This window comes from Bradyrhizobium sp. GW821-FHT13H06 (assembly GCF_058803975.1).
Genome location: NZ_JBXAPN010000012.1, coordinates 145362 through 161274, shown reverse-complemented (window position 1 = coordinate 161274; position 15913 = coordinate 145362). Strand labels below are relative to the sequence as shown.

Annotated in this window: 15 protein-coding genes; 5 read left to right on the top strand and 10 right to left on the bottom strand. The window is 65.0% G+C overall.

The annotated features are described in order from the left end of the window. Positions 1-45: 45 nt before the first annotated feature. The 4 genes from AC1RQP_RS34780 to ltnD all read right to left on the bottom strand — a co-directional run bounded on the left by AC1RQP_RS34780 (position 46) and on the right by ltnD (position 4889). Complete coding sequence (locus AC1RQP_RS34780; RefSeq protein ID WP_239622257.1) at positions 46-1737, bottom strand: methyl-accepting chemotaxis protein; 1692 nt, start codon at positions 1735-1737, stop codon at positions 46-48. 168 nt (positions 1738-1905) lie between these two features. Next, positions 1906-3177, bottom strand: a complete 1272-nt coding sequence (otnK, locus tag AC1RQP_RS34775) for a 3-oxo-tetronate kinase (RefSeq protein ID WP_492941723.1) — start codon at positions 3175-3177, stop codon at positions 1906-1908. Then, complete coding sequence (gene otnI, locus AC1RQP_RS34770) at positions 3174-3956, bottom strand: 2-oxo-tetronate isomerase (RefSeq protein ID WP_492941721.1); 783 nt, start codon at positions 3954-3956, stop codon at positions 3174-3176. Before otnI ends, otnK begins: the two co-directional genes overlap by 4 nt. Before the next feature lie 15 nt (positions 3957-3971). After that, positions 3972-4889 (bottom strand): L-threonate dehydrogenase, encoded by a 918-nt coding sequence (gene ltnD, locus AC1RQP_RS34765; RefSeq protein WP_492941719.1) that lies wholly within the window; start codon positions 4887-4889, stop codon positions 3972-3974. 104 nt (positions 4890-4993) lie between these two features. Here ltnD and otnC point away from each other — a divergent pair, with 104 nt between their 5' ends. Next, complete coding sequence (gene otnC / locus AC1RQP_RS34760) at positions 4994-5668, top strand: 3-oxo-tetronate 4-phosphate decarboxylase (RefSeq protein ID WP_492941717.1); 675 nt, start codon at positions 4994-4996, stop codon at positions 5666-5668. A gap of 190 nt (positions 5669-5858) precedes the next feature. Here the strand turns inward: otnC and AC1RQP_RS34755 are convergent, their stop codons facing one another. From AC1RQP_RS34755 to AC1RQP_RS34730, 6 genes are all read right to left on the bottom strand, one after another. Beyond that, the gene (locus tag AC1RQP_RS34755) at positions 5859-6563 is read right to left on the bottom strand and encodes an ABC transporter ATP-binding protein (protein WP_492941715.1); all 705 of its coding nucleotides are present in this window, start codon (positions 6561-6563) and stop codon (positions 5859-5861) included. After that, on the bottom strand, positions 6547-7278 hold the full coding sequence (locus tag AC1RQP_RS34750; RefSeq protein ID WP_028178355.1) for an ABC transporter ATP-binding protein: 732 nt from the start codon (positions 7276-7278) through the stop codon (positions 6547-6549). The genes AC1RQP_RS34755 and AC1RQP_RS34750 overlap by 17 nt, the downstream gene beginning before the upstream one ends. After that, on the bottom strand, positions 7275-8258 hold the full coding sequence (locus AC1RQP_RS34745; RefSeq protein WP_492941713.1) for a branched-chain amino acid ABC transporter permease: 984 nt from the start codon (positions 8256-8258) through the stop codon (positions 7275-7277). The genes AC1RQP_RS34750 and AC1RQP_RS34745 overlap by 4 nt, the downstream gene beginning before the upstream one ends. Then, positions 8258-9136 carry a branched-chain amino acid ABC transporter permease gene (locus tag AC1RQP_RS34740; protein ID WP_492941711.1) on the bottom strand — a complete coding sequence of 293 codons (879 nt, stop codon included), beginning with the start codon at positions 9134-9136 and terminating at the stop codon, positions 8258-8260. The genes AC1RQP_RS34745 and AC1RQP_RS34740 overlap by 1 nt, the downstream gene beginning before the upstream one ends. A 167-nt stretch (positions 9137-9303) precedes the next feature. After that, positions 9304-10548, bottom strand: coding sequence for an ABC transporter substrate-binding protein (locus tag AC1RQP_RS34735; RefSeq protein ID WP_492941709.1), 1245 nt, complete (start codon positions 10546-10548; stop codon positions 9304-9306). 89 nt (positions 10549-10637) lie between these two features. Further along, positions 10638-11453 carry a putative hydro-lyase gene (locus AC1RQP_RS34730; protein ID WP_239622248.1) on the bottom strand — a complete coding sequence of 272 codons (816 nt, stop codon included), beginning with the start codon at positions 11451-11453 and terminating at the stop codon, positions 10638-10640. Between the two features lie 120 nt (positions 11454-11573). Between AC1RQP_RS34730 and AC1RQP_RS34725 the strand changes: the two genes are divergently transcribed. The 4 genes from AC1RQP_RS34725 (at position 11574) to AC1RQP_RS34710 (ending at position 15894) form a co-directional block, all read left to right on the top strand. Continuing rightward, positions 11574-12491 (top strand): LysR family transcriptional regulator, encoded by a 918-nt coding sequence (locus AC1RQP_RS34725; protein ID WP_035673265.1) that lies wholly within the window; start codon positions 11574-11576, stop codon positions 12489-12491. 142 nt (positions 12492-12633) lie between these two features. Further along, positions 12634-13884: a Zn-dependent hydrolase gene (locus AC1RQP_RS34720; protein ID WP_492941706.1), complete on the top strand. Its 1251-nt coding sequence runs from the start codon at positions 12634-12636 to the stop codon at positions 13882-13884. Between the two features lie 12 nt (positions 13885-13896). Then, entirely contained in the window at positions 13897-14808 is a 912-nt protein-coding gene (locus tag AC1RQP_RS34715) for an NAD(P)-dependent oxidoreductase (RefSeq protein WP_028178362.1), read from the top strand. 12 nt (positions 14809-14820) lie between these two features. After that, the gene (locus tag AC1RQP_RS34710) at positions 14821-15894 is read left to right on the top strand and encodes a malate/lactate/ureidoglycolate dehydrogenase (protein ID WP_492941704.1); all 1074 of its coding nucleotides are present in this window, start codon (positions 14821-14823) and stop codon (positions 15892-15894) included. Positions 15895-15913: the final 19 nt, after the last annotated feature.

Below are 15913 nucleotides of genomic sequence, written 5' to 3'. Positions count from 1 at the left end.
GGCGACGCCGAAAGCGCCGCCCTTTGTAGATGAGGTGAGCGCGAACTACGCCGCGCGCACATTGGTCAGGAACTTGCTGACCTCGGTCTTGAGCCGGTTCGAGTCGTTCGACAGCATCTGTGCCGCCGACAGCACCTGCGAGGAGGCCGTGCCGGTCTCGGTCGCGCCGCGCTGCACGTCGGTGATGTTCGACGACACCTGCTGCGTGCCCTGCGCGGCCTGCTGCACGTTGCGGGCGATTTCCTGCGTCGCCGCGCCCTGCTCCTCCACCGCCGCCGCGATCGCCGACGAGATCTCCGACAGACGCTCGATGGTCGAGGAGATCTCCTTGATGGCGCCGACCGAGTCGTTGGTCGCGGCCTGGATGCCGGAAATCTGCTGGCCTATCTCGCCGGTCGCCTTCGCGGTCTGCTCGGCGAGCGCCTTCACCTCGGAAGCGACCACGGCGAAGCCGCGGCCGGCTTCACCGGCACGTGCGGCTTCGATGGTGGCATTCAGCGCGAGCAGATTGGTCTGGCCGGCGATGGTGTTGATCAGCTCGACGACGTCGCCGATGCGCGAGGCGGCCTTGGAGAGCTCGCTGACGCGCTCGGTGGTGGCGCGCGCCTGGCCGACGGCATCGCCCGCCATCCGCGCCGATTCCTGCACCTGGCGGCTGATCTCGCCGACCGACGAAGCCATCTCCTCCGTCGCCGAGGCGACCGATTGCACGTTGGTCGAGGCTTCCTCCGAAGCGGAGGCGACCGTGGTCGCCAGCCGCTGCGAGCGGTCCGCGGTCGCAGTCAGCGTCGAGGCGGAGGCTTCGAGCTGAGTCGAGGCCGACGACACGGTCTGGACGATCTCGCCGATCATCGTTTCGAATTCGCGGGTGACATTGTCGACACGGCGGCCACGCTCGATCTTGGCTTCGGCATCCGCCGCGGCGGCTTCGTCGGCGGCCTTCTTGGCGATCAGCGCCTCCTTGAATATCTGGAGCACGTCGGCCATGGCGCCGATCTCGGTCTTCTCGCCGCGGTGGGGGACCTCGGCGGAGAGGTCGCCCTTACCCAGCGCCTGCATCGGCTGGATGATCGAGTTGATGCCGCTGGATACGTCTCGGACGAGATAGAAGCTGAGCCCAAGGCCGATCACGACAGCGGCGCCGAGAATGACCGAAACCAGCATGAAGGCATAGGCGTAGCTGTCGGCAGCCTCCTGAGCGGCCCGTTCGCCGCCCTTCGTGTTGAGCTCGATGTCCTTGTTCAGGACCTCGTCGGCCTGGAGCCCGATCTTGTTGACGGTCTTGGAGTTGAGCTCCTGCGCCTCGCGCGGGAGCTTGCCGGCCTCCTTGCGCGACAATGCCATGACCTCCTCGGTGCCCTTCTTGTAGTCGTCCCAGAGCCTGGACCATTGGTTGTAGAGCGCCCGCTCTTCCGGGGAGCTGATCATGGCCTCGTACTTGGAGCGCACCTTGGCGAGCGCTTCGCTCACCGTGGCAGCGGTCTTCTCCGTCGCGAGCTTGTCGTCCAGCGACTCGGCAAGCATGTGCTGGCGAACCACGTTGCGATACGTGATGACGCTGGCGCGCAGATCGCCGATCACCCGCACGCTGGGCAGCCAGTTCGTGGTGATGTCGACGGTGTTGGCATTCATCGACCGCATCTTCATGACGGCGAGCAGGCCCATGCCGGCCATCGCGACCAGCAGGAATGCCACGACACTGATGATTTTGGTGCGGATGGAGAGTTTGGCAAACATAATCGGGTCTCGTTGTATTGGCGCCGGCGCGCGTCCGAAGTTCTACGAATCAATCAAAGGGAGCAGCGCCGACATCCAACACCAGAGCACTTGTGCAGACGTTAACGACGGCTCCGTGCGAGCACGGAGCCCGACAGAAATGAACAGGCAGCTAAAAATGCTCTGCGCTCAGCGCATGAGCCTGATTGCGTCGGAGAAAAACTCCGCTCCGCCGAAATTTCCGGACTTCAGAGCGAGCAGCATGTCGCTTTCGGCACCGACCGCGCGCAGCACCGGAACGCCTGCGGCAATTTCTACTCCCACGAGAAATCCGGGAATCTTCAACCGATCGACAACGGCCCCGGACGTCTCGCCGCCGGCAACGATCAGTCGCCGCACGCCCGATTTTACGAGGCTCTCCGCAATGTCGGCCATCGCCTGCTCGATGGCATGGCCGGCGGCGTCGCGACCGTGGCGTGCCTGCAACGCGGCGACCTGATCCGGTGTCGAGCTCGATGCGATCAGCACCGGACCCTCGGCCAGTCGTGGTGCTGCCCAGCCCAGCGCGCGCTGCACTTCGTCTGCCCCCGTAATGATACGGTCCGGATCGAGATGAAGCACCGGCATGATGCGTTCGGCATTGGCGATCTGCTGAAGCGTCGCCTGCGAGCAACTCCCGGCAAGGCATGCCGCCGGTCCGCCGACCGGCGCGCCTGCATCACTGGTTGCCGCTGCCTTGACCCTTCCAGTCGATACCAGAGCCCGTGCGAGTCCAAGGCCGATGCCCGAGGCGCCGACCGACAGCCGATGTTCGGCGGCGACGAGACCGATGGTCTCGAGATCACGGTCGAAGACGGCGTCGATGATCGCGGCGCCGATGCCCTTGCCCGCGAGCTCGGCCAATCGCGCCCGCACGGCCTCCGCGCCGCGCGTGACGGTGGCGAGATCGACGAGGCCGATCTGCGTGTTGCTCTGGCGCGCCAGCACGCGCACCAGGTTCGAATCGTGCATCGGGTTGAGCGGATGGTCCTTCAGCGGGCTCTCGTTGAGCGGCACGGCACCGACGAACAGGTTACCCTGGTAGACGGTGCGGCCGGTCTCGGGGAACGCCGGTGTCACCAGCACGACGGCTTCGCCGGAATCGGCGCGTAACGCGTCCATCACCGGGCCGATATTGCCGGCGTCGGTGGAATCGAAGGTCGAGCAGATCTTGAACAACACGTGGCCCGCGCCGCGGCCGCGCAGCCATGTCTCCGCCGCGCGCGAGCGCGACACCGCGAGGCCGGCTTCGATCGAGCGGCTCTTCAGCGACACCACGACGGCATCGACCTCAGGCAGCGCTAGATCGTCCGTGGGTACGCCGATGGTCTGCACGGTGCGCAGACCCGCGCGCGTCAGCGTGTTGGCGAGATCGGAGGCGCCGGTGTAGTCGTCGGCGATGCAGCCCAACGCAAGTGTCACGACTTCACTCCAGAGTAGGGCTTGAACCAGGCGAGCCCATCGGTGGTCTTGCCGCGCGGATTGTACTCGCAGCCGACGAAGCCGGCATAGCCGAGCCGGTCGAGCTCCGCGAACAGGAACGGATAGTTCAGCTCCTCGCCGTCGGGCTCGTTGCGCGAGGGGATGCTGGCGATCTGGATGTGGCCGATGATCGGCATCATCTCGCGCAGCCGCATGGTGACGTCGCCATGGATGATCTGGCAGTGATAGATGTCGAACTGGAGCTTCAGGTTCGCAAGCCTCAGCTCCTGGATCAGGTCGCGCGCGAAGCCGAAATCGTTGAGGAAATAGCCGGGCACGTTGCGCGCATTGATCGGCTCGATCACGACATCGATGCCGTGGGGTGCGAAGAACTCCGCGGCCCAGGCCACCGACTTGTAGAACGCCTCGATCGCCACACGTTCGCCGCGGTTGGCGATGCCGGCCATCAGGTGCAGGCGCTTGACGCCGGTCGCCCTGGCATAAGGCAGCGCCGTCTCCAGGCTCGCCTTGAGATCGTTGAACCGCGACGGCAGCGCCGCAAAGCCCTTCTCGCCGGCGTTCCAGTCGCCCGGCGGCAGATTGAACAGCGCCTGGGTCAGACCATTGCGCTCGAGCCGCTCGCCGATCGCTTCCGCCGGATGCTCGTAGGGAAAGAGAAACTCGACGGCGGTGAAGCCGGCCTGGGCTGCGGCGTCGAAGCGGTCGAGGAACGGCACCTCGGTGAACATCATCGAGAGATTTGCGGCGAAACGGGGCATCGGAGTTCCTCTTGCTTATTTGTCGCCGGGCAGCTTGACGCCGGTGACCTGCGCATACATCCGCGCCACGGAAGCATCGTCGTCACGGCCCATGCCGGCGGCTGATGTCATCAGAAACATCTGGAGCGCGGCGGCGGATACCGGCACGGGGAATCGGGCAGTGCGTGCCATGTCCTGAATGATGCCGAGGTCCTTGACGAAGATCTCGACCGCGCTACGCGGCGTGTAATCGCCATCGAGCACGTGCGGCATGCGATTCTCGAACATCCAGGAATTGCCGGCCGAAGCCGTGATCACCTCATAGACCTTGCGGATGTCGAGGCCCTGCTTCGCCGCGAACGCCATCGCTTCGCTGGCGGCGGCGATGTGCACGCCGGCGAGCAATTGATTGATCATCTTGAACGCAGCGCCCTGCCCGGCGGCATCGCCGAGCTCGTAGAGCTTTGCGGCCATGGCATCGAGCGCGGGCCGCGCCTTAGCAAAAGCGGCGGGACTGCCGGAGGCGAGGATCGTCAGCTCGCCTTGCGCGGCGCGCTGCGCCCCGCCGGAGATCGGCGCGTCCAGATAATGCCGTCCGGTCGCCTCAAGCTGCTTGGCCAGGCGCCGCGCCACGTCGGGATCCATGGTGGCCGAGGATACGAAGACGCTGTCCTTCGGCATGGTCTCGGCGGCCCCATCCTTGCCGAACAGGATCGCCTCCGTCTGCGCAGCATTGACGACGACGCTGACGACGACATCGGCCTCCCTGGCCGCTTCGGCCGGAGTCTTGGCCCCCGCGCCGCCATCCGTCACGAAGCGCGCCACCGCGTCAGCCGAGACGTCGCAGCCGGTCACGGCGTGGCCGGCGCGCTTCAGCGAGGTCGCCATGCCGTATCCCATCGAGCCGAGGCCGACGACGGCGATGCGCTGATTTTGAGAGCTGGAGGCGGACATACAACTGACCCTTGCGAACGTTTCCCGGACGGCTGCCCTTTGCGGCGGCTCAGCGAACCGATATCACGGCTTGGCCGCGCTGCCAAAGCGTGAGACAAGCGGGCATGACGGCCATGAGCAACGAAACACGGCTGCGTGAGGATATCTGCCGCTTCGGACGGTCCCTGTTCGAGCGCGGGCTGACGCCGGGCTCCTCCGGCAATATCAGCGTCAGGATGGACGACGGCGGCTGGCTGGTAACGCCGACCAACGCCTCGCTTGGCTTCCTCGATCCCGCAAAGCTGTCCCGGCTGGACGATCAGGGCCGGCAGGTGTCGGGCGATGCGCCGACCAAGGAAGTTCCGCTGCACACCGCGCTCTACGACACACGCGGAAGCGCACGGGCGATCGTGCATCTGCACTCCACCCATTCGGTCGCGCTCTCGATGCTCCCCGAGATCGACCCGCGGGCTGCGCTGCCGCCGATGACAGCCTATTACCTGATGAAATGCGGCGCCACCGCGCTCGTGCCCTATTACCGCCCCGGCGATCCCGCGGTTGCGGATGCGATCAAGGGACTGGCGGGGAAATATTCATCGGTGCTGCTCGCCAATCACGGCCCGGTCGTCGCCGGCGACACGCTGGAGGCCGCGGTGTTCGCGACGGAAGAGCTGGAGGAGACGGCGAAGCTGTACCTGCTGCTGCGCGGGATGAACCCGCGGTATTTGTCACCCGAGCAAGTGAAGGATCTGGTGAAGGTGTTTGGGGTGACGCTGCCGGAGCATGGGCACGGGCATTAGGCCCGCCTCCAACCACGTCATTGCGAGCGCAGCGAAGCAATCCAGAATTCCTCCGCGGAAAGACCCCTGGATTGCTTCGCTGCGCTCGCAATGACGGAGGATGTGGCGACGATCGTAGCCGGCATGAGCGCAGCGACATGCGGGACCACCTGCCCCGGATGTCGCTGCGCTCATCCGGGCTACGGCAGCATCACAGCCCCAGATACGCCTTGCGCACGTCCGGATTGCCCTTGATCTCGCTTGCTACGCCCTGCATCAGCACGCGGCCGGTCTGCAGGATGTAGGCGCGGTCGGCGATCTCCAGGCATTCGGCCATGCGCTGCTCGACGATCAACACGGTCATGCCGGCGTCGCGGATGCGTTTCACGGCCTGGAAGATTTCGTCCACGAGCTTTGGCATGATGCCCTGCGAGGGCTCGTCCAGCATCAGAAGCCGCGGGCGCGTCATCAGTGCGCGGCCGATGGCCAGCATCTGCTGCTCGCCGCCGGAGAGCGTCTCGGCGCGCTGCTCCAAACGTTCCTGAAGACGCGGGAACAGCTTGAAGACGAGATCGAGCGGCTCTTCGCGGTTGGCTTCGCCACGGTAGAGATAGCTGCCGAGACGCAGATTGTCGCGCACCGACAGCCGCGGAAACAGCCGGCGGTTCTCCGGCACGTAAGCGATGCCGGTCGCCGTGATGTGGTGTTGCGCCATGCCGTCGAGGCGCTTGCCGTCGAACGTCACCGTGCCCGAGCGCGGACGCTCGGCACCGGCGATGGATTTGAGCAGCGTCGACTTGCCCGCGCCGTTGGCGCCGGCGACGCAGACGATCTCGCCCTTCTGGACCTCGATCGAGACCGCGGAGATCGCGACGAGGCCCTGATAGGCGGTCGTGACTTCACGCACCGACAGCATGACGATCTCCCAGATATGCGCTGATCACCTTGGGATCGCGGACGACGTCTGCGGGCTTGCCCTCGACCAGCACCTTGCCGAGGTCGAGCACGATGGCGCGGTCGACCAGCGGCATCACGATCTCCATGACGTGCTCGACCATCAAGACGGTGATGCCGGCATCTCGCACCTTGCGCACCAAGGCAACGCCGGTCTGCGCCTCGGTCGGCGTGAGCCCGGTGAGGACTTCGTCGAGCAGCAGCAGCTTCGGTTCGGTCGCGAGCGCACGGGCAACTTCGAGACGGCGCTTCTCGGCCGGCACGAGGTCGCTGGCGAGCACGTCGGCGCGCGCGGCAAGACCGGTGAACTCCAGCACCTCGTGCGCCTTGCGGCGCGCCTCGCGCATCACGGTGTTGCGCACGAGCGCACCGACGATGACGTTGTCGATGACTGTCATGGTCTCGAAGCTCTTGACCACCTGGAAGGTCCGACCGATCCCGCGCTGGCAGCGTTCGGCAGCCGGCATGTGGGTGACGTCCTCGCCGTCGAATAGAATCGAGCCTTGGGTCGGCGGCAGCACGCCCGCGATGAGGTTGAACAGGGTCGACTTGCCGGCGCCGTTCGGGCCGATCAGGCCGACGATCTCGCCACGGCCGACCGAGATCGAGACGTCGCTGTTGGCGATGAGGCCGCCAAAACGCTGCCAGACGCCGCGGGTTTCAAGGAGCGCGGTCATCGCGTGGCTCCCTTTGCTTTCGAACGGGAGAACAGGCTCACCAGACCCTGCGGCAGCGCCAGCGAGATCAGCACGATCAGCATGCCGTACACGATGAGGTCGACGCCGCGCCCGGAGCCGCCGATATAGGAGCGCGTCAGCTCCGTCATCGGGATCAGGATGGCGGCTCCCAACACCGGCCCCCAGAGGGTGCCGATGCCGCCGAGCACGGCCGGCAGTGCCATCAGCAGCGAGAACTGGAAGCCCATCACGCTTTCAGGATCGATATAGGCGAGAAACTGCGCGTAGAAGGCACCGCCAATGGCGACGAGGAAGGCCGAGACGGCGGCCGCGCCCATCTTGGAGTTGAAGACGACGACGCCGAGGCTCTCGGCCGCTTCCGGATTGTCCTTCACCGCGCGCCACCAGAAGCCCCATTTGGAATCTTCCAGCCACCAGGTGACGAACCAGGCGAGACAGCACAGCCCCAGCGCGAAATAGAAGTACGGCAGCTTGGTGCGCAGGAACTGGAATTTCAGCCAGCTGTCGCCGCGGATCGGAATGGTGATGCCCATCGCGGCGCCCGCCCATTCCCAGTTCTGGAACAGGAGCAGACCGATCTCGGCGATGACGATGGTCGCGATCACGAAGTAATGGCCGCGCAGGCGGAAAAAGGGATAGCCGAGCCCCATCGCGATCAGCGCGGCGATCACGCCGCCGCCGAGCATGCCGAACCAGGGCAGCACGCCGAACTTGGTGAACAGCAGCTCGGTGGTGTAGGCGCCGATGCCGAAATAGAGCGCGTGTCCGAGCGAGATCTGTCCGCAATAGCCCGACAGGATGTTCCAGCTCTGAGACAGCGCCGCATACATCAGCGTCAGGATCAGGATGTTCTGGACGTAGACGTCCTTGACGAACAGCGGCGCCAGTGCGGCGATCCCGGCCAGTCCTGCGGCGATGATGAGGTCGCGGCGGCGCCGCGCTGCAAAATTCTTGTCCATCACATCGACCCGAACAGGCCGCGGGGCCGGATGAAGACCACGAGCAGGTAGACGGCGTAGATGCCGACGGATTTCAGCGAGGGCGGCAGCACCAAGGCCGTGACCGCCTCGACGAGACCGACGATGATGCCGCCGGCGAAGGCCCCGAACACGCTGCCGAAGCCGCCCAGCGCCACCGTGACATAGGCGATCAGCGCGAAGGACGCGCCGACATCGGGATAGATGTAGAAGAACACCGCCATGATCGCGCCGGCGAGACCAACCAGCGCGGCGCCGAGGCCCCAGCCGAACGCGAACACGCGGTTCTTGTCGATGCCGACGAGCGCCACCGCACCGGGATCTTCGCGGGTGGCCTCGATCGCGCGGCCGAAATCGGTACGGTGGATGAAGAAGTAGAGGCCGGCAAAGGCGAGAACCGAGACCAGCGCGCCGACCAGCTGCGGCTCCGGCAGGAAGATGCCGGCAATCGAGATAGTCTTACCGCCGAGCCAGGACTGCGGAATGCTGCGATAGTCAGGGGTGAAGAAGAACTGCGCGAGCCCGCGCATCACGATTGCGAGGCCGAAGGTGGTGAAGATCTGCACCATGCCGGCATTGGCCTTGGCCCGCATGGCGAAGCGAACAATGAGCAGGTAGATCACCGCTCCGAAAACGAAGAGCGCCGCGGCGACCAATGGCGCCGACAGCAAGGGGTCGATGGCGAAGAACGCGAACAAAAAGAAGGACAGGTACATCGCGAGCATCAGGAACTCGCCATGGGCGAAGTTCGTGACGTCCATCAGGCCGAAGATCAGCGCGAGGCCGACCGCGATCAGTCCGTAGAGCAGGCCCATGAGGAGGCCGCTCGCGAGACTTTGGATTATGGCTTGGGCTGTCAACTCTCGTCCCCCGTTCGAAAAGTCACCGTTTGCTCTGTCATTGCGAGCAAAGCGAAGCAATCCAGCATCCCACCACGGAGACCGCCTGGATTGCTTCGTCGCTTCGCTCCTCGCAATGACGAGGCTCGCGCGACGATCGCGATGTGCTCCCCTGCTCCCGCAGCGCCTTACTTCATCGGCCAGATCGCCTCGGCGATCGCGGCCTGCGGCGGGAAGATGGTGACGAACTTGCCGCCGACATATTGCAGCAGCACCGGATCGGCGTCGTTGTTCTGGCCCATCTCGTCGAACTTGACGCGCTTCCAGGGCATGATGGTCTGATCGCCCGGGATATCGGTCGCCGCCAGCGCGTCGCGGATCTTCTCGCCGTCGGTCGACTTGGCGCGGTTGATGGCGTCGGCGAGGATGATCAGGCCCATGAACTGGCGCGAGGTGAGATCGTTGAAATCCTTGCCCGACTTCGCCTTGAACATGTCGTTGATCTTGCCGACCATCGGGCGCTTCTGCGCGAGGTCGAGCGAGAAGGTGCCGCGCGAGATGACGCCTTCGAGCTTGTCGCCGACGGCATCATAGAGAGCCTTCTCGGAGAAGCCGGCGTCCTGCGCCACGATCGCATTCGGCTTGTAGCCGAGCTCGGCCATGGTCTTGACCAGGAGGATGCCGTCGGTGGTGTAGCTCGAGGGCATCAGCACGTCGGCATTGGCGGTCTTGAGCTGCTGCACCTCGGCCGAGAGCGAGGGCGAGTTGGCGCGATACTTGATGTCGGTGACGATCTTGTAGCCGCGCTCGCCGGCGATCTTGGTCTGGGCGTTGCCGGAGTCGGTGCCGAAGATGGTGTCCTCGTGGAACAGCGACAGCGTCTCGATCTTGGTGCCCTTCTTCTTCATGGCATCGAAGAAGTCGAACATCGCGGCCGAGTACATCTCGTCATGCGGCGCGGCGCGGAAGTAATATTTCAGGCCGCGGCGATGCAGGCTGGGCGAGGAATTGTCGGCGGACACGAACGGGACCTGGTAGCGTTCGCAGATCTGGCTGACGGTGACGGCGACGGCGCTCTGATAGGTGCCGATGATGGCGCAGACCTTCTCCTGCGTGATCAGGCGCTCGGCCTCGGCGCGCCCCTTCTGCGGGTCGGCCTGGTGGTCGGCGAACACGAGGCGGATCTTCGCGCCGCCGAGACCCGGCAGGCCTTCGCCTTTCGCCAGCGGCAGGTCGAAAGCGGTGTCCTTGTTGATGACTTCGAGTGCGGTCTCATAGGCCTTCTGCGCGTCGACGCCCTGCTGCGCGCTGCCGCCCGAGAACGGATAGATCACGCCGATCACGACTTCCGAGGTCTGTGCGCGCGCTGCCAGCGGCACGAGAGCGGCAGTGGCGGTGGCTCCCAACAACACGTCGCGGCGAGTGATCGTCATGGCAAAGTCCCCTGTTACTGAATTTCGGCTGATCGAATGAAGCGAATGATGGATGCGGTAAAGCCTGAAGAAGCAGCAGACGCTGCCCACTAAATCACGGCCATGTTTCTGTTCTTCAGATCCGTCACCAGCATGAGGCCGGGCGAATGCGTGATGGCGAACGGGAGTTTCGCGGCATTGATCACCGATTGCGGCGTCACCCCGCAGGCCCAGAACACCGGAATCTCGTCGTCGGCGACCGGCACCGGATCGCCATAGTCGGGCTTCGCAATGTCCTTGATGCCGATCAGATGCGGATGGCCGAGATGCACGGGCGCACCGTGCACGGCGGGATAGCGTGAGGTGATCTGCACCGCACGAATTGCGTCCGCCGGCTTGAACGGGCGCATCGACACGACCATCGGACCGGCGAACGGCCCGGCTTCGCCGCAAGGAATGTTGGTGCGATACATCGGCACGCGCACGTTCTTCTCGATGTGCCGGATCGGCATGCCTTCCTCGAGCAGAGCTTCTTCGAACGAGAAGGAGCAACCGAGCACGAAGGTCACGAGATCGTCGCGCCAATACTTCGTCACGTCGGTCGGCTCGTCCACGACTTCGCCGTCGCGCCAGACGCGGTAGCGCGGCACGTCGGTGCGGATGTCGAGATCGGCGCCGAGGGACGGGATGTGCGGGCTACCGACGTCAGACATGCCGATGATCGGGCATGGCTTCGGATTGAGTTGGCAGAAGCGGTGAAAGGCGCCCGCATATTCGGCAGGCAGGATCGCCAGATTGCCCTGGACGAAACCCGGAGCGACGCCGGCGGTGGAGGCAACCAGCCCCTCGCGGTAGGCGAGCCGGGCCTTGCGGCTCGGAAGGGCGTCGGGCGTTTCAGTTTGCTGCGCTGCCACCAAAACAGTCATGTGATCGACCTGCCTATAAACTCGACAAAGACAAGCCAACACCAAGCGTGCTATAAAGTCTAATCGTCGTTTCTAATCAATATCGATAAATATAATTTATCGATCGGGGAAATCCTTCCAATGCTGGACTTCAGGTCGATCGAGACGTTCCTCTGGGTTGTGAAGCTCGGCAGCTTCCGTGGCGCCGCCCAACGGCTCAACACCACCCAGCCGGCGATCTCGCAGCGCATTGCACAGCTCGAGCGCGAGATGGGCGTGAAGCTCCTGAACCGCGATCATCGCGTGGCCTCGCCCACCCCCAGCGGGCGACAGATGATGGTCTATGCCGAGAAGCTGATCGGCCTGCGCGCCGCGATGATGGCGGAGATCGGCGACCGGTCGGCGATGCGCGGCGTGATGCGGCTCGGCGTCGCCGAGACCATCGTGCACACCTGGCTGCCGCGGCTGGTGAAGAGCGTGAACGAGGTCTATCCGAACCTGTCGCTGGAGATCGAGGTCGACATCACGCCGAACCTCACCGGGCGCCTGCTCGCGCAGGAGATCGAGCTCGCTTTCGTCGTCGGGCCGTTGTCCGCCTCCGGCGTGCACAACCGCGTGCTCGCCGATTATCCGATCGGCTTTCTCGCAAGCCCCTCGCTGGGGCTCGGCAAGGGCCCGGTGACGCCGGCGGACCTCGCCCGGTTTCCGATCATCACCTTCCCGCGCAAGACCAAACCTTACGAGGTCGTGCGCGAGGTGTTCGACCGGCCGGAGCTGCCGCCGATCCGCCTGCATGCCTCCGCTTCGCTCGCGACGGTCATCCACATGGCGGTCGAGGGACTCGGCATCGCCGTGATCCCCGACGCCATCGTGGCGAACGAGCTCGCCGACGGACGGCTGCAACTGCTCGACACCGATCTTGCGATCGCGCCGCTGACGTTCACCGCGAGCTGGCTCGCCTCCCCCGACGTCGTCGCCGTGGAGCGCGTTGCCGAGCTTGCACGGCAGATTGCGCAGAGCAGCCTCGCGGTTGACGCGCCCGCGCAGGCGCGTCATTGAAAAGCGCCGGGTTTTCTACCGTCATTCCGGGGCTCGCACTGGACCGCGCTACGCGCGGCCCGGAGACGAGAACCCGGAATCTCGAGATTCCGGGTTCGCCCTTTGGGCGCCCCGGAGTGACAGCGATCAATGGAAGAGACGCATGAGCCGAGCCGCCACCAATCTGCAAATCGATTCCGCCCGCCTCTGGGGCTCCATCCACGAGACCGCGCAATTCGGCGCGACCGCCAAGGGCGGCGTGCGGCGGCTGACACTGAGCGCGGAAGACAAGCAGGTGCGCGACTGGTTCCGCAAGGCCTGCGAGGATGCCGGACTGGAAGTCCACGTCGACGCGCTCGGCTCCATGTTCGGCCTGCGCAAGGGCCGCGACATGTCGAAGCCACCCGTCGGCATCGGCTCGCATCTCGATACCCAGCCGACCGGCGGCAAATATGACGGCATCCTGGGGACGCTCGGCGCGCTGGAAGTGATCCGGACGCTGAACGACGCCGGCATCGAGACCGAGGCTCCGATCTGCGTCGTCAACTGGACCAACGAGGAAGGCTCGCGCTTCGCACCTGCGATGATGGCCTCCGCCGCCTATGTGGGCGACTTCACCACCGACGACATTCTGTCGCGCAAGGATGCCGAAGGCATGACCGTCGGCCAGGCGCTCGACGGCATCGGCTATCGCGGCGACAAGCCGGTCGGCTTCCAGAAGCTCGGATGCTTCGTCGAGCTGCACATCGAGCAGGGTCCCATTCTGGAAGCGGAAGGCAAGACCATCGGCGTGGTCGATTCCGGCCAGGGCGTGCTCTGGTACGACGGCAAGATTTCCGGCTTCGAGAGCCATGCGGGTTCGACCCCGATGCCGCTGCGGCGCGACGCGCTGGCGACGCTGTCGGAGATCGTGCTGGCGATGGAGGCCATCGCCAGGAAGCACGGGCCGAACGCGGTCGGCACCATCGGCGAGGCCGTGATCGCAAATCCCTCGCGCAACGTCATTCCCGGCGAGATCGCCTTCACCATGGACTGCCGCAGTGCCGACGGCGCCATCATGGATGCGCTCGATCGCGATCTTCGGGCGGCGATCGCCGAGATCGCCGCACGACGCAAGGTCGAGGTCAAGATCGACCTGGTCTGGCGCAAGCCGCCGACGCATTTCGATCCCAAGCTGATCGCGGCGGTTGAGACCGCAGCGAAGACGCTGGGCTATTCCTCCCGCCGCATCACCTCCGGCGCCGGCCATGACGCCTGCAATCTCAACACCGTTATGCCTGCGGCGATGGTGTTCGTACCCTGCAAGGACGGCATCAGTCACAACGAGCTGGAGGACGCCACGCAGACCGACTGCGCTGCGGGCACCAACGTCCTGATGCATACCGTGCTGGCGATTGCCGGCGTCGCGTCCTGATCGGAGAGAGCCATGCGCGGAGTTTTCGTCGACGCCAATGAAGCCCTCGCCGTGATCATGGAGCGGCTGGAGAAGCCCGGCGATCCCAAGGTGCGGATCCACAGGGATCCCGACATCAAGCCCGAGCAATATCCGGAAATCCTCGACGGCGCCGAGATCGCGATCGTCGACCACACCGCGCTTCCCACCGAGGTGGCGAGGAAATGCACGGGGCTGAAGCACGTCGTGTTCCTCGGCACCGGCGCACGCAGCTACATGAACCCGGAGGAGCTCGCCGAGCTCGGCATCTCCGTGCATCTGATCAAGGGCTATGGCGACACGGCAGTCGCCGAATCCGCGATCGCGCTGATGTGGGCTTCGGCCCGCGTCATCGCGATGATGGACCGCGAGATGCGGGCCGGCAACTGGCTGCGCGAGGACGGCATGCAGCTCACCGGCAAGACGCTCGGCCTGATCGGGTTCGGCGGCATTGCCGCCGAGGTTGCGCGCATCGCGACCGGCTCAGGCATGAAAGTGATCGCCTGGAATCGCTCGCCCAAAAGCTATCCTGGCGTCGAATTCACCGATCTCGATACGGTGCTGGCGAAGAGCGACGTCGTGTCGCTGCATCTGCTGCTCAACGACGAAACCCGCGGCATGATCACGCGCGAGAAGATCCTTGCGATGAAGCGTGGTGTCATCCTCATCAACACCGCGCGCGCCGCGGTCGTCGACGAAGCCGCCATGATCGACGCGCTGAAGTCCGGCCACATCCGCCATGCCGGCCTCGACGTCTTCAACATCGAGCCGCTGCCCGGCGATCATCCGCTGACGAAATTGCCGAATGTGACGCTGTCGGCGCATTCGGCCTTCCGCACGCCGGAGGCGAGCGAGAACCTGATTGAAGCGGCCTGGGTCCACTGCCGCCGGATCGTGAAGGGATAAGAGCGACAACAAATGGCTGACTATCGCACCATCAAGGCGGAAGCGCTCACCAGCGCCGTCCGCGCCATCGTCAAGGCCGGCGGGTCTACGGACCGCGAAGCCGAACTCGTCTCCACCAATCTGGTCGAGGCCAATCTTAGAGGGCATGACTCGCACGGTGTCGGCATGATCCCGCGCTATGTCCAGAGCGTCACCACAGGCGGCCTCGCCTTGAACCAGCACGTCAAGATCGTGCTCGACACCGGTCCGCTTCTCACCCTCGATGGCCTCACCGGCTACGGCCAGGTGATGGGCCATGAAGCGATGGAGCTGGCCGCCGAGCGCGCCAAGCGCAACGGCGTGTGTCTCGTCGGCCTTTCCAACGCGCATCACATCGGCCGCATCGGCCACTGGGCCGAGCAGTGCATCGACCATGGGCTGGTCTCGATCCATTTCGTCAACGTGATCTCGCGGCCGATCGTGGCGCCCTGGGGCGGCAGCGATGCTCGCCACGGCACCAACCCGTTCTGCGTCGGCATCCCGCGCAAAGGTAAGGACCCGATCGTGCTCGATTTCGCTACGAGCAGGATCGCACAAGGCAAGACCCGTGTTGCCCACAACAAGGGCGTCGAGCTCGAGCCCGGTACCATCATCGACAATGAAGGCAAACCCACCGTCAATCCGCGCTACACCGTGATCCCGCCGCACGGCGCGATCCTGCCATTCGGGGAGCATAAGGGCTCGGGGCTCGCGCTGGTGTGCGAAATCCTCGGCGGCGCGCTCTCAGGAGGGCAGGTGGTCAAGGGCCCGTCCGACGGCAAGTACAACGTCCTCAACGGCATGCTCTCGATCGTCATCGACCCGGGCAAGCTCGGCACCGGCGAGAACCTCGCGCGCGAAGTCGAAAGTTTCGTCGCCTGGCACACCGCCTCGCCGCCCGCTGCTGGCGTCGACAAGGTGAAGATCGCTGGCGAGCCCGAACGGGAGACCAAGAAGAAGCGCCTGGCCGAAGGCATTCCGGTCGATCCGACCACTTGGCAGGAGATTCTCGAAGCCGGGAAGACGTTCGGCCTGGATCGGGCCGCGATCGAGAAGATCGTCGGCTGATTGACCTGACGCAGATGTA

What these genes read in the sequence shown, in the direction of transcription:
- ltnD (WP_492941719.1), bottom strand. Translation starts at nt 4,889, where the DNA reads ATGTCCGCCTCCAGCTCTCAAAATCAGCGCATCGCCGTCGTCGGCCTC.
- AC1RQP_RS34745 (WP_492941713.1), bottom strand. Translation starts at nt 8,258, where the DNA reads ATGGACAAGAATTTTGCAGCGCGGCGCCGCCGCGACCTCATCATCGCC.
- AC1RQP_RS34750 (WP_028178355.1), bottom strand. Translation starts at nt 7,278, where the DNA reads ATGACCGCGCTCCTTGAAACCCGCGGCGTCTGGCAGCGTTTTGGCGGC.
- AC1RQP_RS34725 (WP_035673265.1), top strand. Translation starts at nt 11,574, where the DNA reads ATGCTGGACTTCAGGTCGATCGAGACGTTCCTCTGGGTTGTGAAGCTC.
- AC1RQP_RS34755 (WP_492941715.1), bottom strand. Translation starts at nt 6,563, where the DNA reads ATGCTGTCGGTGCGTGAAGTCACGACCGCCTATCAGGGCCTCGTCGCG.
- AC1RQP_RS34715 (WP_028178362.1), top strand. Translation starts at nt 13,897, where the DNA reads ATGCGCGGAGTTTTCGTCGACGCCAATGAAGCCCTCGCCGTGATCATG.
- otnI (WP_492941721.1), bottom strand. Translation starts at nt 3,956, where the DNA reads ATGCCCCGTTTCGCCGCAAATCTCTCGATGATGTTCACCGAGGTGCCG.
- AC1RQP_RS34710 (WP_492941704.1), top strand. Translation starts at nt 14,821, where the DNA reads ATGGCTGACTATCGCACCATCAAGGCGGAAGCGCTCACCAGCGCCGTC.
- AC1RQP_RS34780 (WP_239622257.1), bottom strand. Translation starts at nt 1,737, where the DNA reads ATGTTTGCCAAACTCTCCATCCGCACCAAAATCATCAGTGTCGTGGCA.
- AC1RQP_RS34720 (WP_492941706.1), top strand. Translation starts at nt 12,634, where the DNA reads ATGAGCCGAGCCGCCACCAATCTGCAAATCGATTCCGCCCGCCTCTGG.
- AC1RQP_RS34730 (WP_239622248.1), bottom strand. Translation starts at nt 11,453, where the DNA reads ATGACTGTTTTGGTGGCAGCGCAGCAAACTGAAACGCCCGACGCCCTT.
- AC1RQP_RS34735 (WP_492941709.1), bottom strand. Translation starts at nt 10,548, where the DNA reads ATGACGATCACTCGCCGCGACGTGTTGTTGGGAGCCACCGCCACTGCC.
- otnC (WP_492941717.1), top strand. Translation starts at nt 4,994, where the DNA reads ATGACGGCCATGAGCAACGAAACACGGCTGCGTGAGGATATCTGCCGC.